Raw genomic sequence first — 16,277 nt, 5'->3', positions numbered from 1 at the left:
TATGTCTAAAACCAGCAATCCGGATGTTGCATCCATCGTTTTGTATGATCGTTGGCTGCTAATCGTTATTGCTACTTTGCTTGCTTTCGGTCTGTTAATGGTCGCTTCAACCTCTATCGTGATTTCTGAACATCAGTATGGCCAGCCTTTCCACTTTTTTTTTCATCAGCTTTTTTACTTAACCTTAGGAATCGCTGCCGGAATCATTGTCGTACAAATAAAAACCTCTTACTGGCAACAGATCAGTCTTGCGTTATTAGTGCTCAGTATTGGTTTACTTTTTTTAGTTTTATTGCCGGGTATTGGCCGACAAGTTAATGGCAGTATGCGTTGGCTAGGTTTTGGTCCTTTTGGATTACAAGTTTCTGAATTCGTCAAATTAACCATGATCGTCTATCTTGCGGGTTATCTCGTACGTCAAGAAAAACAGGTGCAAAATCAAATCCGTGGCTTTCTTAAGCCCTTAGTAGTTCTCGGTATCATTACTTTTTTACTATTACGCGAGCCTGATTTTGGAGCTGCCACAGTGATATTAGTCACTAGTTTAGGAATGTTATTTTTAGCAGGTGTACGAATTTGGCAATTTATTATCCTTTTAACGGGTGTAGCGATTATTTTAGGAACCTTAGCAATTAGCTCACCCTATCGCTTAGCACGTTTAACGACATTTCTTAACCCATGGGCTAACCAATTTGATTCAGGCTATCAATTAACACAATCATTAATAGCTTTTGGTCGTGGAGGTTGGACCGGTGTCGGGCTAGGTGAAAGTATACAAAAATTATTTTATCTTCCTGAAGCGCATACGGACTTTTTGTTTGCAGTGCTTACCGAAGAATTAGGTTTAATAGGCGGATTGTTTATGATCATATTATTTTCACTATTAGTCTGGCGTGCTTTATATATAGGTTATCGTTGTTTTAATATTGGTCAACGTTTCACTGCCTATCTTGCCTATGGCATTGGTTTAAACATTGCCTTACAAGTCATGATTAACATTGGTGTTAATACGGGTGTGTTACCTACCAAAGGTTTAACATTACCACTTATGAGCTATGGAGGAAGTAGTTTACTAATAACCTGCATCATGCTCGCTTTATTACTGCGTATCGATTACGAATATCGCTTAATACAATTTGGTTTTAAAGTAGACAAATAGTAACTTTTCAACTAAGCACTTTATACAAAAAACTGCTCTATAATAGGAACATCCGCTCATCGAGAAATGCAAAATTTCGCATCTTCAAGTACCAGCGGTAGATAGCAAAAGTTGAAGGCACTGGCCAACTAATGCCACAATACGCCTCCTCAATTCACACTATAGGTTTTTAGTCATGAAAATCCCTTTTGTTGATAATCAAATGGGACGTATTCGACACCTCCATTTTGTTGGTATTGGTGGTGCGGGCATGGGAGGTATTGCTGAAATTTTACTCAATGAAGGCTATATGATCTCGGGCTCTGATCTTCAAGAAAACACTATGACTCAACATCTGAAAAAATTAGGGGCAGAAATCCAATGGGGTCACCACGAAAAACATATATGCGATGCTGATGTCATTGTTTATTCCAGTGCAGTATCCCCTGACAATGTAGAAATTCAAGCTGCGCGGAACGCGCTCATACCTGTCGTTCCAAGAGCCTTGATGCTCGCAGAATTAATGCGCTTTCGTTATAGTGTAGCCGTTGCAGGAACGCACGGAAAAACAACCACGACCAGCTTAGTCGCCAGTTTATTAGGAGAAGGTGGATTGGATCCCACTTTTATCATTGGCGGTAAACTGAATAGCACGAGTACGCATGCTCGTTTGGGTGCAGGGCGCTATTTAGTCGCTGAGGCTGATGAAAGTGATGCTTCTTTCCTATACTTAAAACCCATGATTGCTATTGTAACTAATATTGATATGGATCATATGGGAACTTATGAGGGTAATTTTCAGCAATTAAAAAAAAGCTTTTTAGAATTTTTATGGCATTTACCTTTTTATGGTTTAGCTATCATGTGCTGCGATGATCCGATTATTCGATCCATTTTACCTGATATTATGCGCCCTATTATTACTTACGGATTTAGTGAAGATGCTGATATTCGCATTACATCTTTCCAACAAAAAGGTATTAAAAATTACTTTACTGTTACTAGGCCCAAGAAAAAGCCATTAGCTATTACTTTGAATCTTCCTGGTGAACATAATGCTTTAAATTCACTCGCCGCTATTGCCGTTGCGTCAGAACTTGGAATTAAAGATAATACGATACTTGGCGCCTTAGCAAACTTTAGCGGTGTCGATCGACGCTTTCAAATATTAGGAAAATTGAAATGTAAACAAGGTCATGCTTTATTAATAGATGATTATGGGCATCATCCACGTGAAATAGCCGCTACTTTAAAAGCTATACGGAGTGCATGGCCAGACCGACGTTTAGTCATGACTTACCAACCTCACCGTTACACACGAACTCGCGATCTATTTGCAGATTTTGTAGAAATTCTATCTGCAGTGGATCATTTGCTCCTTTTAAATGTTTATTCAGCGGGAGAAACACCCATTCCCGGCGCAGATAGTGCCGCTTTATTAAAATCAATACGTTTAAATAATCAATTAAGCCCTATCCATATCAAAGATAAAGAAAATCTTACTCAAACTTTAGATGAAGTAATACAAGACGGTGATATCCTGCTATTACAAGGGGCAGGAGATATTGGCAGTATTGCACAAAAACTAGCTCTCTCAATTGAAAATGAATAATTATGCAACATTTACGCGGCGAACTCCTAGAAAATGCTAAATTGGCTGAATATTGTTCGTGGCAAGTGGGTGGCAAAGCCGATCACCTGTATAAACCTGCAGATATCAATGATTTAATTACCTTTATTAAACAACTATCTGAACAAGAACCCTTATTTTTTTTAGGTTTAGGCAGCAACACACTCATACGGGATGGTGGCATCAAAGGCACAGTGGTTATCACACAGGGTGCGCTTAATAAACTAAAAACTACAGATGCTCTGACGCTTTATGCAGAAGCAGGTGTTGCTTCGCCGGCATTCGCTCGATTTGCTGCCAGAAAAAATTTAATGGGGGCCGAATTTTTAGCCGGTATTCCTGGCACTATTGGTGGTGCTTTAGTCATGAATGCAGGATGTGATGGTTGTGAAACCTGGAATATAGTTAAGTCAGTCCTTACTGTAAATCGGCAAGGCGAGAAAAAAATCCGTTATCCTAGTGAATATAAAATTGCTTACCGTAGTGTCAGTGTATTTCCAAACGAATATTATTTGGCCGCAGAATTTCAATTAAAATCAGGTAACAAAGAAACCGCTTTAACCAAAATTCGTACTCTGCTTAAATATCGTGCAGACACTCAACCAACTAATGAACCCAATTGTGGTTCTGTGTTTCGTAATCCTTCCGGGGATCATGCTGCACGCTTGATCGAAGCGTGCGGGCTTAAAGGTTTAACCATTGGTAATGCCGCGGTATCCAACAAGCATGCTAATTTTATTATTAATAATGGCAAGGCTAGCGCCGCTGACATTGAAGCTTTAATTCAAAAAATTGCTGAGTGTGTATTCCACAAATTTCATATTCGCTTAATACCCGAAGTGCGTATTATCGGTGAAGCTTTAAGTTTATAAATCTTGTAATTGTTTATTCATCAATGCAAACGATTCTTCTTCGGCTTGATCTCTAACTAAGCAATATTGCGATAAATAAAGCATTAACACACTAAAAGGCAATATCACTAATATACCCAATGGGAATTTTAGCTGTGCTATACCACCAAAGGGACCCAAATAAGAAAATAATAATAAAATGGATAGATAAGAAAAAAACCAATATAAACTAAAATTATTGATCCAAAAACGACGTTTTTGATAACAAAGATAGATAACAAAACCCACTAAAATAGCGATATAAAGCTTCCATATCACTGAAAAACCACACCAATAAAGCATTAAATTAGCCACATAGAATGCCATATGACAGATAATTAAACTCGCTGATAATTTGAAAGGGCGTTGTTGTTCAGGCCGCATTTTTCGTAATGCTAATAAACAAATAGGTCCTATTCCATACGAAAGTATGCTCGCCGAAGATAAAAACGCCACCATCTTTTGCCAACCTGGAAACGGCAAAAAAGCACAAATTCCTACTAAAAAATTAGCATAGAGTGTGACATACGGAATTTGATAACGATTAAGTTTTAAAAAAAATGGCGGTAAATGTTTATTCAAAGCCATGCCATAGAGAATTCGCGATGTGGCAGCGGTATAAACTAATGTCGTTCCCAATGGTGAAAAAGCCGCATCAAATAATAATAACATGGCAACGATGCTAAGGCCGAGTAACAAAGTTAAACCGACTAAAGGTCCACTATCACCTGGAAAACTAAGATGCTGCCAGCCTTGTTGCAAATAACTTTGAGGGACTGCCATTAGAAAACTAAGTTGCAACATAAAATATAAAATGAATCCCACTAATACGGCACCCAAAATGGCAATAGGAATATTTTTTTGCGGATTCTTAACTTCACCCGCTAACATCAAACCATTTTGAAAACCAGTAAACGCAAACGCGATACCCCCTGCAGATAAAGCCGAAAATATTTCTATCCAGCTAGTTTTGTTAGTCAAATCAAGCGTGATATTTTGCAATGTAGGTGAGACATGTATTAACGCCACAATAGCAATCGACGGTAAAAGGAATTTCACAATGCTGGCGTACTTATTACATTCCGCTAAGAATTTAATTCCATAACTATTCAGCAGCACAATAAAAAACATAATGATAACTGCTACCAGATAACCTGTGTGTGATAACTTAAAATAAGTGGCTTCTTTAATTAACAAAAAAGGAAAAAAATGACTGCTATATTGCAAAATGGCCTGGATTTCTATTGGTGTCATCACTACATAGGCAAGCCATGTGATCCAAGAAAATAAAAACCCCACTTCTCTGCCATGCGTATAGGTCGGATAATTCGATAAACCACCGGAAATCGGTAGCATAGCCCCCAATTCGCATAATGGGAGCGCTATGAATAACATAAAAAGTGCCGCAATCATCCAGCTAATGAGCGCATTCGGCCCAGCCATCTGCGCACCTATAAAAGGGGTAAATAGCCAAGCGGAACCTATCATGCCACCTGCTGCGGCAATTAAGATATTAGTCGTGGAAATATCACGCTTTAGCAATTTTTAAATCCTTTTCAAAGATTTAGGTTTTAGAAATATCGACCTAAATTGATATTACTAGTTTAGCAATTTTTAAAAAATTAGTAATTTGCTCGATACCTTAAAAGAATATCGATTATGTTAGTAATATCGTTATAAAAATATGAATATTATTTGCGCATTTATTCATTTTTTTAATGACGCAGTAGAATTCCCCGGCACAGTAGCCTGTATTTCTTGTTGTCCTGCCACTGAAATGTCAGACCTGCTATAACCCATTTTTTTCAATCTGTCTATACATACAGGATTTATAGATTTTTTTTGTACTCCTGCTTGGAAAAGCTTTTCCTCATCATAGACACTCAATTTAGCAATATTTTTATCATCAGAATTTATCACTTTTCCATACAGAGGAAAATTTGCTTTTAATTTTTCAATTCCTATTTCCCTTTGCTTTTGTTCTTCTACTTCTTTCCTTTTTTTTGCATCTGATAGCGGTTTTATAAATTTATGCATAAATTACACTCTATTTACTACAAAAATAAGAAGTATAAGTGTAATAACAAATTATTAAGATTAACTTAAAGGTTAATTTAATCGTTAAAAAAATTATTTTCAGAGATTTAAGTGAATTTTAACTTTTATTTAAAGCTAAACTTTCTTGTTGTTTTTTTAATAATTGCTTTATTCCTGTCTCTGCTACGGCTAACAGTTGTTCGAATTGCTGTTTGGAAAAAGCATTTTTTTCTGCAGTGGCTTGCACCTCCAAGGTACCACCCTGCTCTGTCATTACTACATTCATATCCGTTTCAGCGTGAGAATCCTCTGCATAATCCAAATCCAAGATCACTTGTCCTTTATAGATTCCGACAGACACTGCAGCAACAAGAAAACGCCATGGATCTTGTGTTAATTCACCTTTTTCCTTCATTACGCTTAAGGCATCCTTCAATGCAACACTTGCACCCGTAATAGCGGCAGTTCGGGTTCCACCATCGGCTTGAATCACATCGCAATCTAAAAAGATGGTATTTTCACCTAACTGTTTCAAATCAACACTCACGCGTAAAACACGGCCAATTAAGCGTTGTATTTCTAAACTTCGACCGGTTTGCTTACCTCTACTCGCCTCTCGTTCAGATCGCGTATGTGTTGCACGAGGTAACATACCATATTCTGCAGTAATCCATCCTTGGCCTGATCCTTTCAAAAATTTTGGCACGCCCGGTACCACACTGGCTGTACAAAGTACTTTGGTATTGCCAAATGCTACTAATACTGACCCTTCGGCATAATTCGTATAAGAACGTGTCAAGTTGATTACACGAAGCTCATCAATAGCACGTTGTGTTGCACGCATGGATACTTTCCTTTTATAAAACTAGATTTTACTGGCAGAGTAATTAAAATAGAGACTCTGAAAATAGGCATTATACTTTTTAACCTGAAAATTACCATGACCAATAGCATGACGGCTTTTGCCAGAAAAGAAAAACAAGCCGAATGGGGCCAAGCCACTTGGGAAGTTCGTAGTGTCAACCATCGTTATTTAGAAATCGTTCTTTCTCTACCTGATACCTTTGGCTATCTAGAACCTTTGATCCGTAAACAAATGCAAGCCTGCTTGCAACGTGGCAGAATAGAAGTCAAACTGCGTTATAAATCATTTTCTAATAAAGCGATACCGATTGAGATCGATGAAGAATTAACCCAGTCGCTTATCGGCGCTTACAAAAAAATTGCTCAGCTAGCCCATACTCAAACACACTTAAATCCCGGAGAATTATTACGATGGCCGCAACTACTTAAGTTTCCCGAATTAAACGTTGAAGTCATACAACCTGAATTAATGACGTTATTTTCTGAAACCTTAAATGAGTTTTGTACAGTTCGCAGTATTGAAGGTAATGCTATTTTTGAGCTATTAAATCAACGTTTAAGAAAACTTACGGATCTCCGTCAGCATATTCAGACTCAATTACCTTATATTTTAAATCTGCAACGAGAAAAAGTTCTAACTCGATTAAATGAAATTAAAATCAGCTTAGACCCTAACCGTTTAGAGCAGGAAATGTTATTATTTGCTCAGAAGACGGATGTAGCAGAAGAATTGGATCGTTTACAGATTCACCTTCGTGAATTTAAGAATTTATTGGCAAAAAATCAAGCCCAAGGCAAACAGCTCGATTTTTTATTACAAGAATTAAATCGTGAAGCCAACACCTTAGCTTCTAAATCACTGAATGCAGAATTGACCTTATCCGCCGTTAACATCAAAGTTTTGATAGAGGAAATGCGCGAACAAGTGCAAAATATTGAGTAAATTATGAATATACCTGGAACACTTTATATTATATCTGCACCTTCAGGCGGTGGAAAAACCAGTCTTGTCAATGCACTATTAGAGTCCGTATCTAACTTAGAAGTTTCTATTTCCTATACTACCCGACCACCACGACCGGGTGAAAAAGAAGGCGTAGATTATCACTTTATTGATCAAATAGAATTTAAACAGCTCATCCAAAAAAAGTCATTGTTGGAACATGCTATCGTTTTTGGTCATTTTTACGGCACTTCAATGGATTGGGTGACCCAAAAAATTGAAGCCGGTATCGATATCATCCTTGAAATTGATTGGCAAGGTGCACAGCAAATAAGAGAAAAAATGCCCGAATCAATAGGCATATTTATCATTCCTCCTTCTTGGGAAGTATTAGAAAAAAGACTACATCTTAGAGGACAAGATAAAAAAGATGTTATAAAAAAACGTATGGCAGATGCAAAAACTGAATTAGCTCATTACGATGAATATGATTATTTAATTCTGAACGAAAATTTTTCTAATGCGCTTGCCGATTTAAACGCTATCTTAAGGGTAAGACGTTTACGTTGCAGTATTCAAAAAAAAGAACTCGCACCTCTTTTAAAAATTTTGTTAAATTAAGCTAATTAATTTACTGACCTAGCAAGCTAGACTACAACAACAATATTAAACTTATTAAAGAGTATTTATGTTAAAAAAACTATTATGTGGTTTTTTCTTGTTCAGTGTTTCTCCTATCACCACCAGCTTAGCCATTAGCAAATCCAATAATTACGCCACCATACAAGTTTGTTTTACACCCGGTCAAAATTGCACTGAAGAAATTACTGATGTCATCGATGCCGCTAAAAAATCTATTTTTGTGCAAGCTTATAGCTTTACGTCTTCACCCATCGCTGCTCATTTAGTTGCTGCAAAAAAACGCGGCGTAATGGTCAATGTCATACTGGATAAAAGTCAAACAACGCAAAAATATAGTGCTTCACGTTTTTTAGTCAATCAACATATTCCCTGTTGGATAGATTACAAACCGGCTATTGCCCACAATAAAATTATGATTGTTGATGAAAAAGAAGTGCTTACTGGTTCATTTAATTTTACTAAGGCCGCTCAAAATAAAAATGCAGAAAATTTATTAATCATTAACGATCCCACATTAGCCCATCTCTATTTGAAAAATTGGGAACGGCGCCGATCGGTCTCGAGATATCTAAATCCACAAAACTCATGGGTTTCTGAGTATAGTTAACTGCTAAAATATTACGCGAATTTTATACTTGCGCGTATTTGACCTACGGTGGATTTATTACCTGAGCCTCCACGAAAAATTGCAATTCCATTAGCGCTGAGCACTTGGTCTTCTGCTAGGTTGTAATCTTTATTTTGAAATATAGCCACACCTATGTCAAACCATTGACTGATGTTCATAAGATAATCAACGTAAATTCGTCTATTAGGTAAAATTCCTGCTAAATGTTTGGTGGTTTGATAACCTACTGAAAGTCGGGTTTGTTTAGTGATGGCTGGAAAAGTCAAACCCAACTCGAAACCCCAAAGCTTGGGTTTATTAAAAGTAAGTGCTGATAAAATATCAAGCGTAAGAGGAAAAGGGAAAGCTAAAAAAAATGGTTTTCTAAAATTTCGTATCGTAGCAATATAATGACCATTAATATCTAAAGGACCCCATTGGAATTCAGCACTCACGTTATAAGCAGGCGCTTTCTGATTGGGTAAGCCAGGAATGTTTGTTTGATTTGGATTAGATAAACCAGGAAGAATACCTGCAACTTCTATATCGCTATTTGTATAATAAGAAGATAAAAAATTAGTATCGGTAATACTGGCAACATATCCTGCATCGATATTAAATTTACTGATGCAATCAGTGTAAGTATATCCTAAATTAACTCCGCCATTTTGGATACGACGTGTTGAACCTCCATCCGCCAATCGAGGTTGGCCTGCAAACGTATAAACAGAACCATAGAGCCCACTCGGCATGGCAAAACCAAACTGAGCGGTTGTAGCATTTATTTCACTTAGCAATTGTGTAGGATTTTCACTACTTACAAAACTGTAAGGATCATAATTTCCAAAGGGCACATATTCTTTACCGATACGTAAATAGACTGGCGAAACATTAAAGTGTTGCAATGTAGCGTAAGCCGTATCCAGTTTAGTTCTACTGATCGGTTGATAGATTAAGAATGAGTTCGGTATTTGAGAGACTCCTTGCGCACCCGAAACGCCGGTTAAAGAGGTATACACCAATGACATATTGGCTTTCATCCAATTATTAACCCGCGTATCGATAAACAAATTGGCATTATTTAATATGAGATCACTGGCCCTATTGGCTGTAAGACTAAAAGGTGTTCCTTGAGCAAAAAATAAATCTGTAAATGGCGCCACTACTGAAAAAACAGGCGGCGTATTCGTTATATAGGCATCGGTGTTCATCCAACCGCTAAAATTTATGCGGCAAACCCAACCACACGCCTGATCAAAACCACCGGGTTGATTTCTACCCAACAACCAATCCATTTCATTCATTTGAGCACGGATAATTTCTTGCTCATAGGCGCTATCCCTTTCATAGATTCCAGCTGCTAAAGCAGAACAGCTCATCCCTAAAGCTAACCAGGAAAAAATAACTACCTTGCACCTCATACCCATATCCCTATAAAAATTCATCCGTTTCTAAGCTTAACAACTCTTGGCCTATATATCTAAAATAAATAAATTTACCTCTCTAGAATCGAATCTTGCGGCATATCACTGACAGTCTGAGCGTGATGATCCTGAGCCAGCAATAAATACATGGCCGGCACAACAAATAAAGTAAATAAAGTCCCAATAGAAATTCCAGATGCAATCACTAAACCAATATTAAAACGACTAATAGCACCTGCTCCTGTCGCCAAAATTAATGGAATCACACCTAAGACCATCGAAGCGGTCGTCATTAAGATGGGTCGCAGCCGAATACCGGCAGCCATTTGTATGGCTTCGCGTTTTTTATGGCCTTCTTGCTGTAAATCGTTAGCAAATTGCACAATCAAAATCCCATGTTTGCTAATTAAACCTATTAAAGTTACTAAACCCACTTCCGTATAAATATTTAAACTCGCTCCGCCTATACCTAAACTTATAAAAATAAGTGCACCACAAATTGACATAGGAACACTGACTAAAATAATCAATGGATCGCGAAAACTTTCGAATTGTGCTGCCAAACAAAGAAAAATAATAATTAAAGCTAAGAAAAAAGTTAAAATTAATGCACTACTTTCTTGCTGATATTGCCGAGATTGAGCCGCATAATCCATAGTATAGTTTTCTGGAAATATTTTTTTCGCTATATTTTGCAAGCCTTGCAATGCACCTCCCATAGTCACACCAGGAAAAGGAACAGCTGAAATAGTGGCTGAATTTAATTGCTGAAAATGATTAATCGATTCTGGTACTACAATAGTTTTTAATCGGGCTATCGTGGATAAAGGAATCGCCGAACCATTGGGAATCTTTAAATAATAACTAAGCAATTGATCGGCATTCAAACGATAACCTCGCATCACCTGAGGGATAACTTGGTAAGATCGACCGTCAAAATTAAAATAATTAATATAATTCTCACTCATCGCAGAAGCTAATAAATCACCCACATCAGCCATCGTTAACCCAAGTTGAGATGCTTTATCACGATCGAGTTGTATCGTTGTTTGAGGTTTATCTACTTTAAGATCACTATCCAAATAAACAAACAAACCCGTTTTACGCGCTTCGTCTAATAACGTTTGAGAAACATCATTTAATTTAATATAATCATCGGTAGTGGTTATAACAAACTGCACCGGTAATCCACTCCCTCCACCCGGTAAAGAAGGTTTTTGAAATGCAGCCACTCGTGCTCCCGCGATACCATCAAATAAATGTTGTATCTGGGGTTGTAATAGATTGGTGGTGCGCTTACGTTCATTCCATGGTTTAAAGACCATTCCACCAATACTGGTATTCAGTCCATTAACACCCTCTAATTGAAAAACATGATCCGTTTCAGGATAAGTTTCAAAAATTTTAAACACCTGATTCGAATATAATTGCGTTTGCTGCAAAGTCGCATTAGGTGCTGCAGTTAATAAGCTGATAATAATTCCTTGGTCTTCTTGAGGTGCTAATTCATTCTTAGAAGTAGCATATAAAAAATAAATACTACTTAAAATAATAAATGCAAATACGATGGTTACCGATACATTATTCAATGACCCATGTAAAAGGCGCTCATAAAATTTACGTAATTTAGCAAATTTAGCATCAATAAAACCAACAAAACCTTTATGCTGATCTTTAACGCTGGGCTTTAATGAGAGCGAGCACATCATGGGAGAAAGCGTTAAGGCAATAATGGCAGAAATCGCAACTGCCCCCGCTAAAGTAAAGGCAAATTCAGTAAACAGTGCGCCCGTTAATCCACCCATGAAACCTATCGGCACATAAACCGCAATTAAAACGACCGATATCGAAATGATGGGAATAGCCAACTCTCTTGCCCCTTTGATAGCCGCTTCAAAAGGTGCTTGACCCAATTCGATATGTCGATAAATATTTTCTACAATAATAATTGCATCATCAACGACCAAACCTATAGCTAATACTAAGGCTAACAAAGTTAGTAAATTTATCGTATAGCCCAACAATAACATAATAAAAAATGCCCCTATTAATGATAAAGGCATAGCAATAACCGGGATAATGACTGAACGGATGGAGCCTAAAAATAAAAAGATAACCAACGTAACGATCACTAAAGCTTCTATCAAACTGGTCATTACTTCATGGATAGAACTATTGATATAGCGACTTTCATCATAAACAATTTTTCCGTTTAACCCTTTCGGCAATTGTGCGGTAATATCGGGCATAGTTTTTCTTATATTTTTAATAACAGAAAGCACATTAGCAGTCGGCGCTACTTTAATGCCGATATAAACAGCCGGTTTGTTGTCAAATTTAACCACTGTGTTATAACTTTGTGAACCTAACGTCACTTTAGCGACATCTTTTAAACGTATGATGGCACCATTTTGTGCTTTGACAATTAAATTCTGAAATTGTTCTACATTGTTTAAACCGGTGTTTACGGTTAAATCAACGGTGACCATATCACCTTTGGTACGTCCGACCGCCGCAATAAAATCATTGTTAGCTAGTGCATTCGCCACATCATCAGCACCTAAACCATAAGAAGCTAATTTAGCGGGATCCAACCAAGCACGGAGTGAAAATAAATGTTGACCAACAATTTCAGCCTGTTGTACACCATGAACACTTTGTAATTTCGGTTGTACCACTCGAGTCAGATAATCCGTAATTTGATTGCTCGCTAACTTCGGACTATAAAAACCGATATACATCGAATCGATGGTTTGACCAATAGCAATACTTAACGTAGGTTGTTGAGATTGTTTAGGTAGCTGATTAATAACGGCATTGACCTTGGTATTAATTTCAGTTAATGCTTTATTCGGATCGTAATTCAATAGCAAATTAGCTTGTATCGAACTACTACCTTGTGTACTACTTGAAGTTAAATAATCAATTCCTTGCGCCTGCGCAATTGAATTTTCTAGTGGTGTCGTGATAAATCCTGCAATTAAAGCAGGATCAGCACCCGTATATACTGTAGAAACCGTTATTACGGCATTCTCAGTATAAGGATATTGCCGAACTTGCAACAAAGTTAACGAACGTATTCCTAACACCAAGATCAATAAACTAATCACGGTTGCTAACACAGGTCGCTGAATAAAAATATCCGTAAAGCGCATAAAAACCGCTATCCTTAATCTAAAACGAGCTCATTCTTTAAAAATAGCTCACTTTGTCTTCCATTCCATTGGTTTATTCATCAATAGCTACTGGTGCTGGATTATTATTCGGCACCACTGAATTATTAATAACGACTAAACTGCCATTCTTTAGTTTGAGCTGTCCACTCGTAACGACCATTTCACCTTCTTTCAGACCGTCTAAAATTGCAATTTGATCGCCGCGTTTTTCACCCGTCGTCACAAAAGTTTGTAGGACACTAAGTTGTGATTTTCCATTTTTATCCTTTCCTTTTTGTTGCACGATATAAGCGATCTCTCCATAAGGGTTAAAGCTAATTGCCGTCTGTGGCAAAGTTAAATAGTGTTTAAGTGGACTCGTTTGCACTTCCGCTGAAACAAACATACCAGGATATAATTCAGACTGTGGATTAGCGATGGTCGCTTCAATTTGCACGTTTCGCGTATTAACATCCACAATCGGATTGATGGTAGTCACTTTTCCAGTAAAAATTTTATCTGGATAGGTATCTGTTCTAATGTTAACTATCGATCCTATATGTAACTGCACTAACTTCTGCTGTGGAATAAAAAAATCGGCATAGAGTGGATCTAAGGCTTGTAAAGTAACGACTTGATCACCCGGATTAAGATATTGGCCTACGTTTACAGTCGAAACACCTAAACGACCACTAAACGGTGCTTTTAAAGTTTTTTTAGCGACTATCGCTTCTTGTTGAGCGACTTGTGCAGTTAAATTTTTTAAATTTTGCTCATCCGTATCAAGCACGGCTTTACTAATCGCTTTGACAGCAAATTGTGCCCTATCACGACGATAGATAATTTCAGCTAATTTCTCTTGTGCTTCTAATGAATGCAATAATGCCACATCTGAATCGGCGTTAAGTTGTACTAAAATATCTCCTTCCTTAACTTCCGCCCCTGGCTTCAAATAAACCATACGCACTAAGCCAGCTAATTCAGTTGTAACATAGACTCCGTTTACCGCACGCATACTACCGTAGGTCAAAATCTTAGGTTGCCACCATGAATATGAAACGCGCATAGCTGAAACAGTGACAACCGGTGAAATATTTTTTTGCATCGCATGTCGAATAAAGAAATGATTAATCGTTTGATAAGCAAAAATTAGAATAAAAAGCGTACCGACGCTGATCAACATGATGATCATGGGTCGATTAAAATGCTTTTTTAACCTATGCACGTTTGTGTTCCTCTACTAACAATCCGAGTTCCACCATCCACCCCCTAAAGCTTGAAATAAAGCGGCTGTATCCGCATATCGACTCGCTTCAGCTTGAACCAAACTAATCCGTGTTTGCTGATATTGTCGTTGTGCATCCAATAAAGAAAGGTAACTAACGCTGCCTAGAAAAAATTGTTGTCTCACTAAATATAAATTAGCATAAGCCGCTGATTCGGCCTGTTTTTGTGCGCGCATTTCTTGAGCATCCGCTTCTATAGCCCGTAACGTATCCGCTACATTTTGAAAAGCTTGCAACACCACTTCTCGATACTGTGCCGCCGCTACATCATAAGCGGCAATAGCCGCACGACGTTCAGCCAGTAAAGCACCTCCTCGAAAAAGTGGTTGAAATAATGCTCCTCCAATATTCCATAAATTACTCTGCGAGCCAAAAACTTTACTACCCACTGAATTAGATTTTCCCCAAGAACCATTCAACGTAAACTGTGGATATAAGTTAGCCGTAGCAATCCCTATTTGAGCATTAGCCGCTTCCCATAATGCTTCAGCGGCACGCACATCGGGTCTTTGCCGAACTAAAGCCGATGGCACACTCAATGGAAGTTCAGTCGGTAAGTGCAATTCATTCAAATCCAAAGACGGAATAACATAACATTCACTAGGAAAAGCACCGACTAAAATAGCCAGTAAGTGACGTGCTTGTGCCCAACTCTTTTCTAAAGGCGGTAAAGCGGCTCGAGTTTGTGCTAATTGGGTTTGTTGTGCAACGACCTCAATTTGTGAAACACTACCGAGATCAAATTGTTTTTTTATGATTGCCAATTGCTCAGCTTGCTCCCGTATCAATTGTTTAGTTACACAAATCTGACTATGCAATGAGGCTATGGTAATAGCCGTCGTTACAATATTGGACGTTAGACTCAGATAGGCCGCGCGAAGTTCAAAATATTGATACTCTACTTGCGATTGTAACCCTTGTATTTGTCGTCGCACCCCTCCAAAAAAATCCAGTAGATATGAAGCATTTACTGAGGCATTAAATAGATTAAATACGGACGTAGGAATCCCACTGGTGGTTAACGTATCACTTGCCGCATTGGATGAATTAAAAAACCCCGCATTGGAACCACGTTGTGCGGTCACTGCAGCTACGATATTGGGAAACAAACCATTACCTATCCCCGCGCTTAGATTTTCCTGTGCTTCAAATAAGGTAGCTTTAGCCGCTTTTAAATTAGGGCTGTTGGTTAACCCTTGGCAAATGAGTTTATTTATTTTAGGTGAATGAAATAAACGCCACCATTCTGCAGAAATAGTTTTAGCTTGAATAAATTGCTGCGAAGCGCCTCCATGCCCTGGTGCGCTGGCAGTTCTACAAGGCCAAGGGGGTTTTGTGTAATGATTTATCTTCGGAGGTTCAGGCGGTTCAAAATCAGGCCCCACCAGGCAAGCACTTAGGCTACCCAACATCATGGCAATCATGGCAAATTGATAATAGCTCCTATAAAAAACCCACATTACATCTGTCCATTTTTACCTGTTATATACACATTTTTTAAGTGTACTTTCCTATCATAGACGATATTTTTAGAACTTTGTGAAAAATTAAAGCGAATCATACCTCATTCACGCCTAATCAAGATAAGAAAAAACTTATCCCTACGCCAACAACAAACTATGCTTTAATTAAACTATTGGGAGATAAATCTACCATCGATA

At 37.9% G+C, this 16,277-nt stretch carries 13 protein-coding genes; 6 read left to right on the top strand and 7 right to left on the bottom strand.

Features of this window, described 5'->3' with window-relative positions; all coding sequences use genetic code 11:
- Window position 1 precedes the first annotated feature (1 nt).
- The 3 genes from ftsW (at window position 2) to murB (ending at window position 3,640) form a co-directional block, all read left to right on the top strand.
- On the top strand, window positions 2-1,159 hold the full coding sequence (ftsW, locus tag ACICP9_RS01030; protein WP_395498136.1) for a putative lipid II flippase FtsW: 1,158 nt from the start codon (window positions 2-4) through the stop codon (window positions 1,157-1,159).
- 175 nt (window positions 1,160-1,334) lie between these two features.
- Complete coding sequence (murC, locus tag ACICP9_RS01025) at window positions 1,335-2,750, top strand: UDP-N-acetylmuramate--L-alanine ligase (RefSeq protein WP_395498134.1); 1,416 nt, start codon at window positions 1,335-1,337, stop codon at window positions 2,748-2,750.
- A 2-nt stretch (window positions 2,751-2,752) separates the two neighbouring features.
- Window positions 2,753-3,640, top strand: a complete 888-nt coding sequence (murB, locus tag ACICP9_RS01020; protein ID WP_395498132.1) for a UDP-N-acetylmuramate dehydrogenase — start codon at window positions 2,753-2,755, stop codon at window positions 3,638-3,640.
- On the opposite strand, the gene ACICP9_RS01015 is transcribed toward murB, so the two are convergent.
- From ACICP9_RS01015 to rph, 3 genes are all read right to left on the bottom strand, one after another.
- Window positions 3,635-5,200: an APC family permease gene (locus ACICP9_RS01015; RefSeq protein WP_395498130.1), complete on the bottom strand. Its 1,566-nt coding sequence runs from the start codon at window positions 5,198-5,200 to the stop codon at window positions 3,635-3,637. The genes murB and ACICP9_RS01015 overlap by 6 nt on opposite strands.
- Window positions 5,201-5,365: 165 nt before the next feature.
- Window positions 5,366-5,695 carry a hypothetical protein gene (locus tag ACICP9_RS01010; RefSeq protein ID WP_395498128.1) on the bottom strand — a complete coding sequence of 110 codons (330 nt, stop codon included), beginning with the start codon at window positions 5,693-5,695 and terminating at the stop codon, window positions 5,366-5,368.
- A gap of 118 nt (window positions 5,696-5,813) precedes the next feature.
- Window positions 5,814-6,539: a ribonuclease PH gene (rph, locus tag ACICP9_RS01005; RefSeq protein ID WP_395498126.1), complete on the bottom strand. Its 726-nt coding sequence runs from the start codon at window positions 6,537-6,539 to the stop codon at window positions 5,814-5,816.
- Between the two features lie 96 nt (window positions 6,540-6,635).
- Here rph and ACICP9_RS01000 point away from each other — a divergent pair, with 96 nt between their 5' ends.
- From ACICP9_RS01000 to ACICP9_RS00990, 3 genes are all read left to right on the top strand, one after another.
- Window positions 6,636-7,502 carry a YicC/YloC family endoribonuclease gene (locus ACICP9_RS01000; RefSeq protein WP_395498124.1) on the top strand — a complete coding sequence of 289 codons (867 nt, stop codon included), beginning with the start codon at window positions 6,636-6,638 and terminating at the stop codon, window positions 7,500-7,502.
- A gap of 3 nt (window positions 7,503-7,505) precedes the next feature.
- Window positions 7,506-8,123 (top strand): guanylate kinase, encoded by a 618-nt coding sequence (gene gmk / locus ACICP9_RS00995; RefSeq protein WP_395498122.1) that lies wholly within the window; start codon window positions 7,506-7,508, stop codon window positions 8,121-8,123.
- Between the two features lie 67 nt (window positions 8,124-8,190).
- Window positions 8,191-8,751 (top strand): phospholipase D family protein, encoded by a 561-nt coding sequence (locus ACICP9_RS00990; protein WP_395498120.1) that lies wholly within the window; start codon window positions 8,191-8,193, stop codon window positions 8,749-8,751.
- 11 nt (window positions 8,752-8,762) lie between these two features.
- Here ACICP9_RS00990 and ACICP9_RS00985 read toward each other — a convergent pair whose 3' ends face one another.
- The 4 genes from ACICP9_RS00985 to ACICP9_RS00970 all read right to left on the bottom strand — a co-directional run bounded on the left by ACICP9_RS00985 (window position 8,763) and on the right by ACICP9_RS00970 (window position 16,076).
- Window positions 8,763-10,196 (bottom strand): LbtU family siderophore porin, encoded by a 1,434-nt coding sequence (locus ACICP9_RS00985; RefSeq protein WP_395498118.1) that lies wholly within the window; start codon window positions 10,194-10,196, stop codon window positions 8,763-8,765.
- Window positions 10,197-10,246: 50 nt separating this feature from the next.
- On the bottom strand, window positions 10,247-13,330 hold the full coding sequence (locus tag ACICP9_RS00980; RefSeq protein WP_395498116.1) for an efflux RND transporter permease subunit: 3,084 nt from the start codon (window positions 13,328-13,330) through the stop codon (window positions 10,247-10,249).
- Between the two features lie 73 nt (window positions 13,331-13,403).
- The gene (locus ACICP9_RS00975) at window positions 13,404-14,555 is read right to left on the bottom strand and encodes an efflux RND transporter periplasmic adaptor subunit (protein WP_395498114.1); all 1,152 of its coding nucleotides are present in this window, start codon (window positions 14,553-14,555) and stop codon (window positions 13,404-13,406) included.
- A 15-nt stretch (window positions 14,556-14,570) separates the two neighbouring features.
- Window positions 14,571-16,076, bottom strand: coding sequence for an efflux transporter outer membrane subunit (locus ACICP9_RS00970; RefSeq protein WP_395498112.1), 1,506 nt, complete (start codon window positions 16,074-16,076; stop codon window positions 14,571-14,573).
- Window positions 16,077-16,277: the final 201 nt, after the last annotated feature.

It is taken from the genome of Rickettsiella endosymbiont of Litargus connexus (assembly GCF_964277335.1).
Classification (GTDB): domain Bacteria; phylum Pseudomonadota; class Gammaproteobacteria; order Diplorickettsiales; family Diplorickettsiaceae; genus Aquirickettsiella; species Aquirickettsiella isopodorum.
The sequence above is the reverse complement of the archived record's forward strand: the minus strand, read 5'-3'. Positions and strand labels throughout refer to the sequence as shown.

What these genes read in the sequence shown, in the direction of transcription:
- ACICP9_RS00980 (WP_395498116.1), bottom strand. Translation starts at nt 13,330, where the DNA reads ATGCGCTTTACGGATATTTTTATTCAGCGACCTGTGTTAGCAACCGTG.
- murB (WP_395498132.1), top strand. Translation starts at nt 2,753, where the DNA reads ATGCAACATTTACGCGGCGAACTCCTAGAAAATGCTAAATTGGCTGAA.
- ACICP9_RS00990 (WP_395498120.1), top strand. Translation starts at nt 8,191, where the DNA reads ATGTTAAAAAAACTATTATGTGGTTTTTTCTTGTTCAGTGTTTCTCCT.
- ACICP9_RS01010 (WP_395498128.1), bottom strand. Translation starts at nt 5,695, where the DNA reads ATGCATAAATTTATAAAACCGCTATCAGATGCAAAAAAAAGGAAAGAA.
- ftsW (WP_395498136.1), top strand. Translation starts at nt 2, where the DNA reads ATGTCTAAAACCAGCAATCCGGATGTTGCATCCATCGTTTTGTATGAT.
- ACICP9_RS00985 (WP_395498118.1), bottom strand. Translation starts at nt 10,196, where the DNA reads ATGAATTTTTATAGGGATATGGGTATGAGGTGCAAGGTAGTTATTTTT.
- rph (WP_395498126.1), bottom strand. Translation starts at nt 6,539, where the DNA reads ATGCGTGCAACACAACGTGCTATTGATGAGCTTCGTGTAATCAACTTG.
- ACICP9_RS01000 (WP_395498124.1), top strand. Translation starts at nt 6,636, where the DNA reads ATGACCAATAGCATGACGGCTTTTGCCAGAAAAGAAAAACAAGCCGAA.
- ACICP9_RS00970 (WP_395498112.1), bottom strand. Translation starts at nt 16,076, where the DNA reads ATGTGGGTTTTTTATAGGAGCTATTATCAATTTGCCATGATTGCCATG.
- murC (WP_395498134.1), top strand. Translation starts at nt 1,335, where the DNA reads ATGAAAATCCCTTTTGTTGATAATCAAATGGGACGTATTCGACACCTC.
- gmk (WP_395498122.1), top strand. Translation starts at nt 7,506, where the DNA reads ATGAATATACCTGGAACACTTTATATTATATCTGCACCTTCAGGCGGT.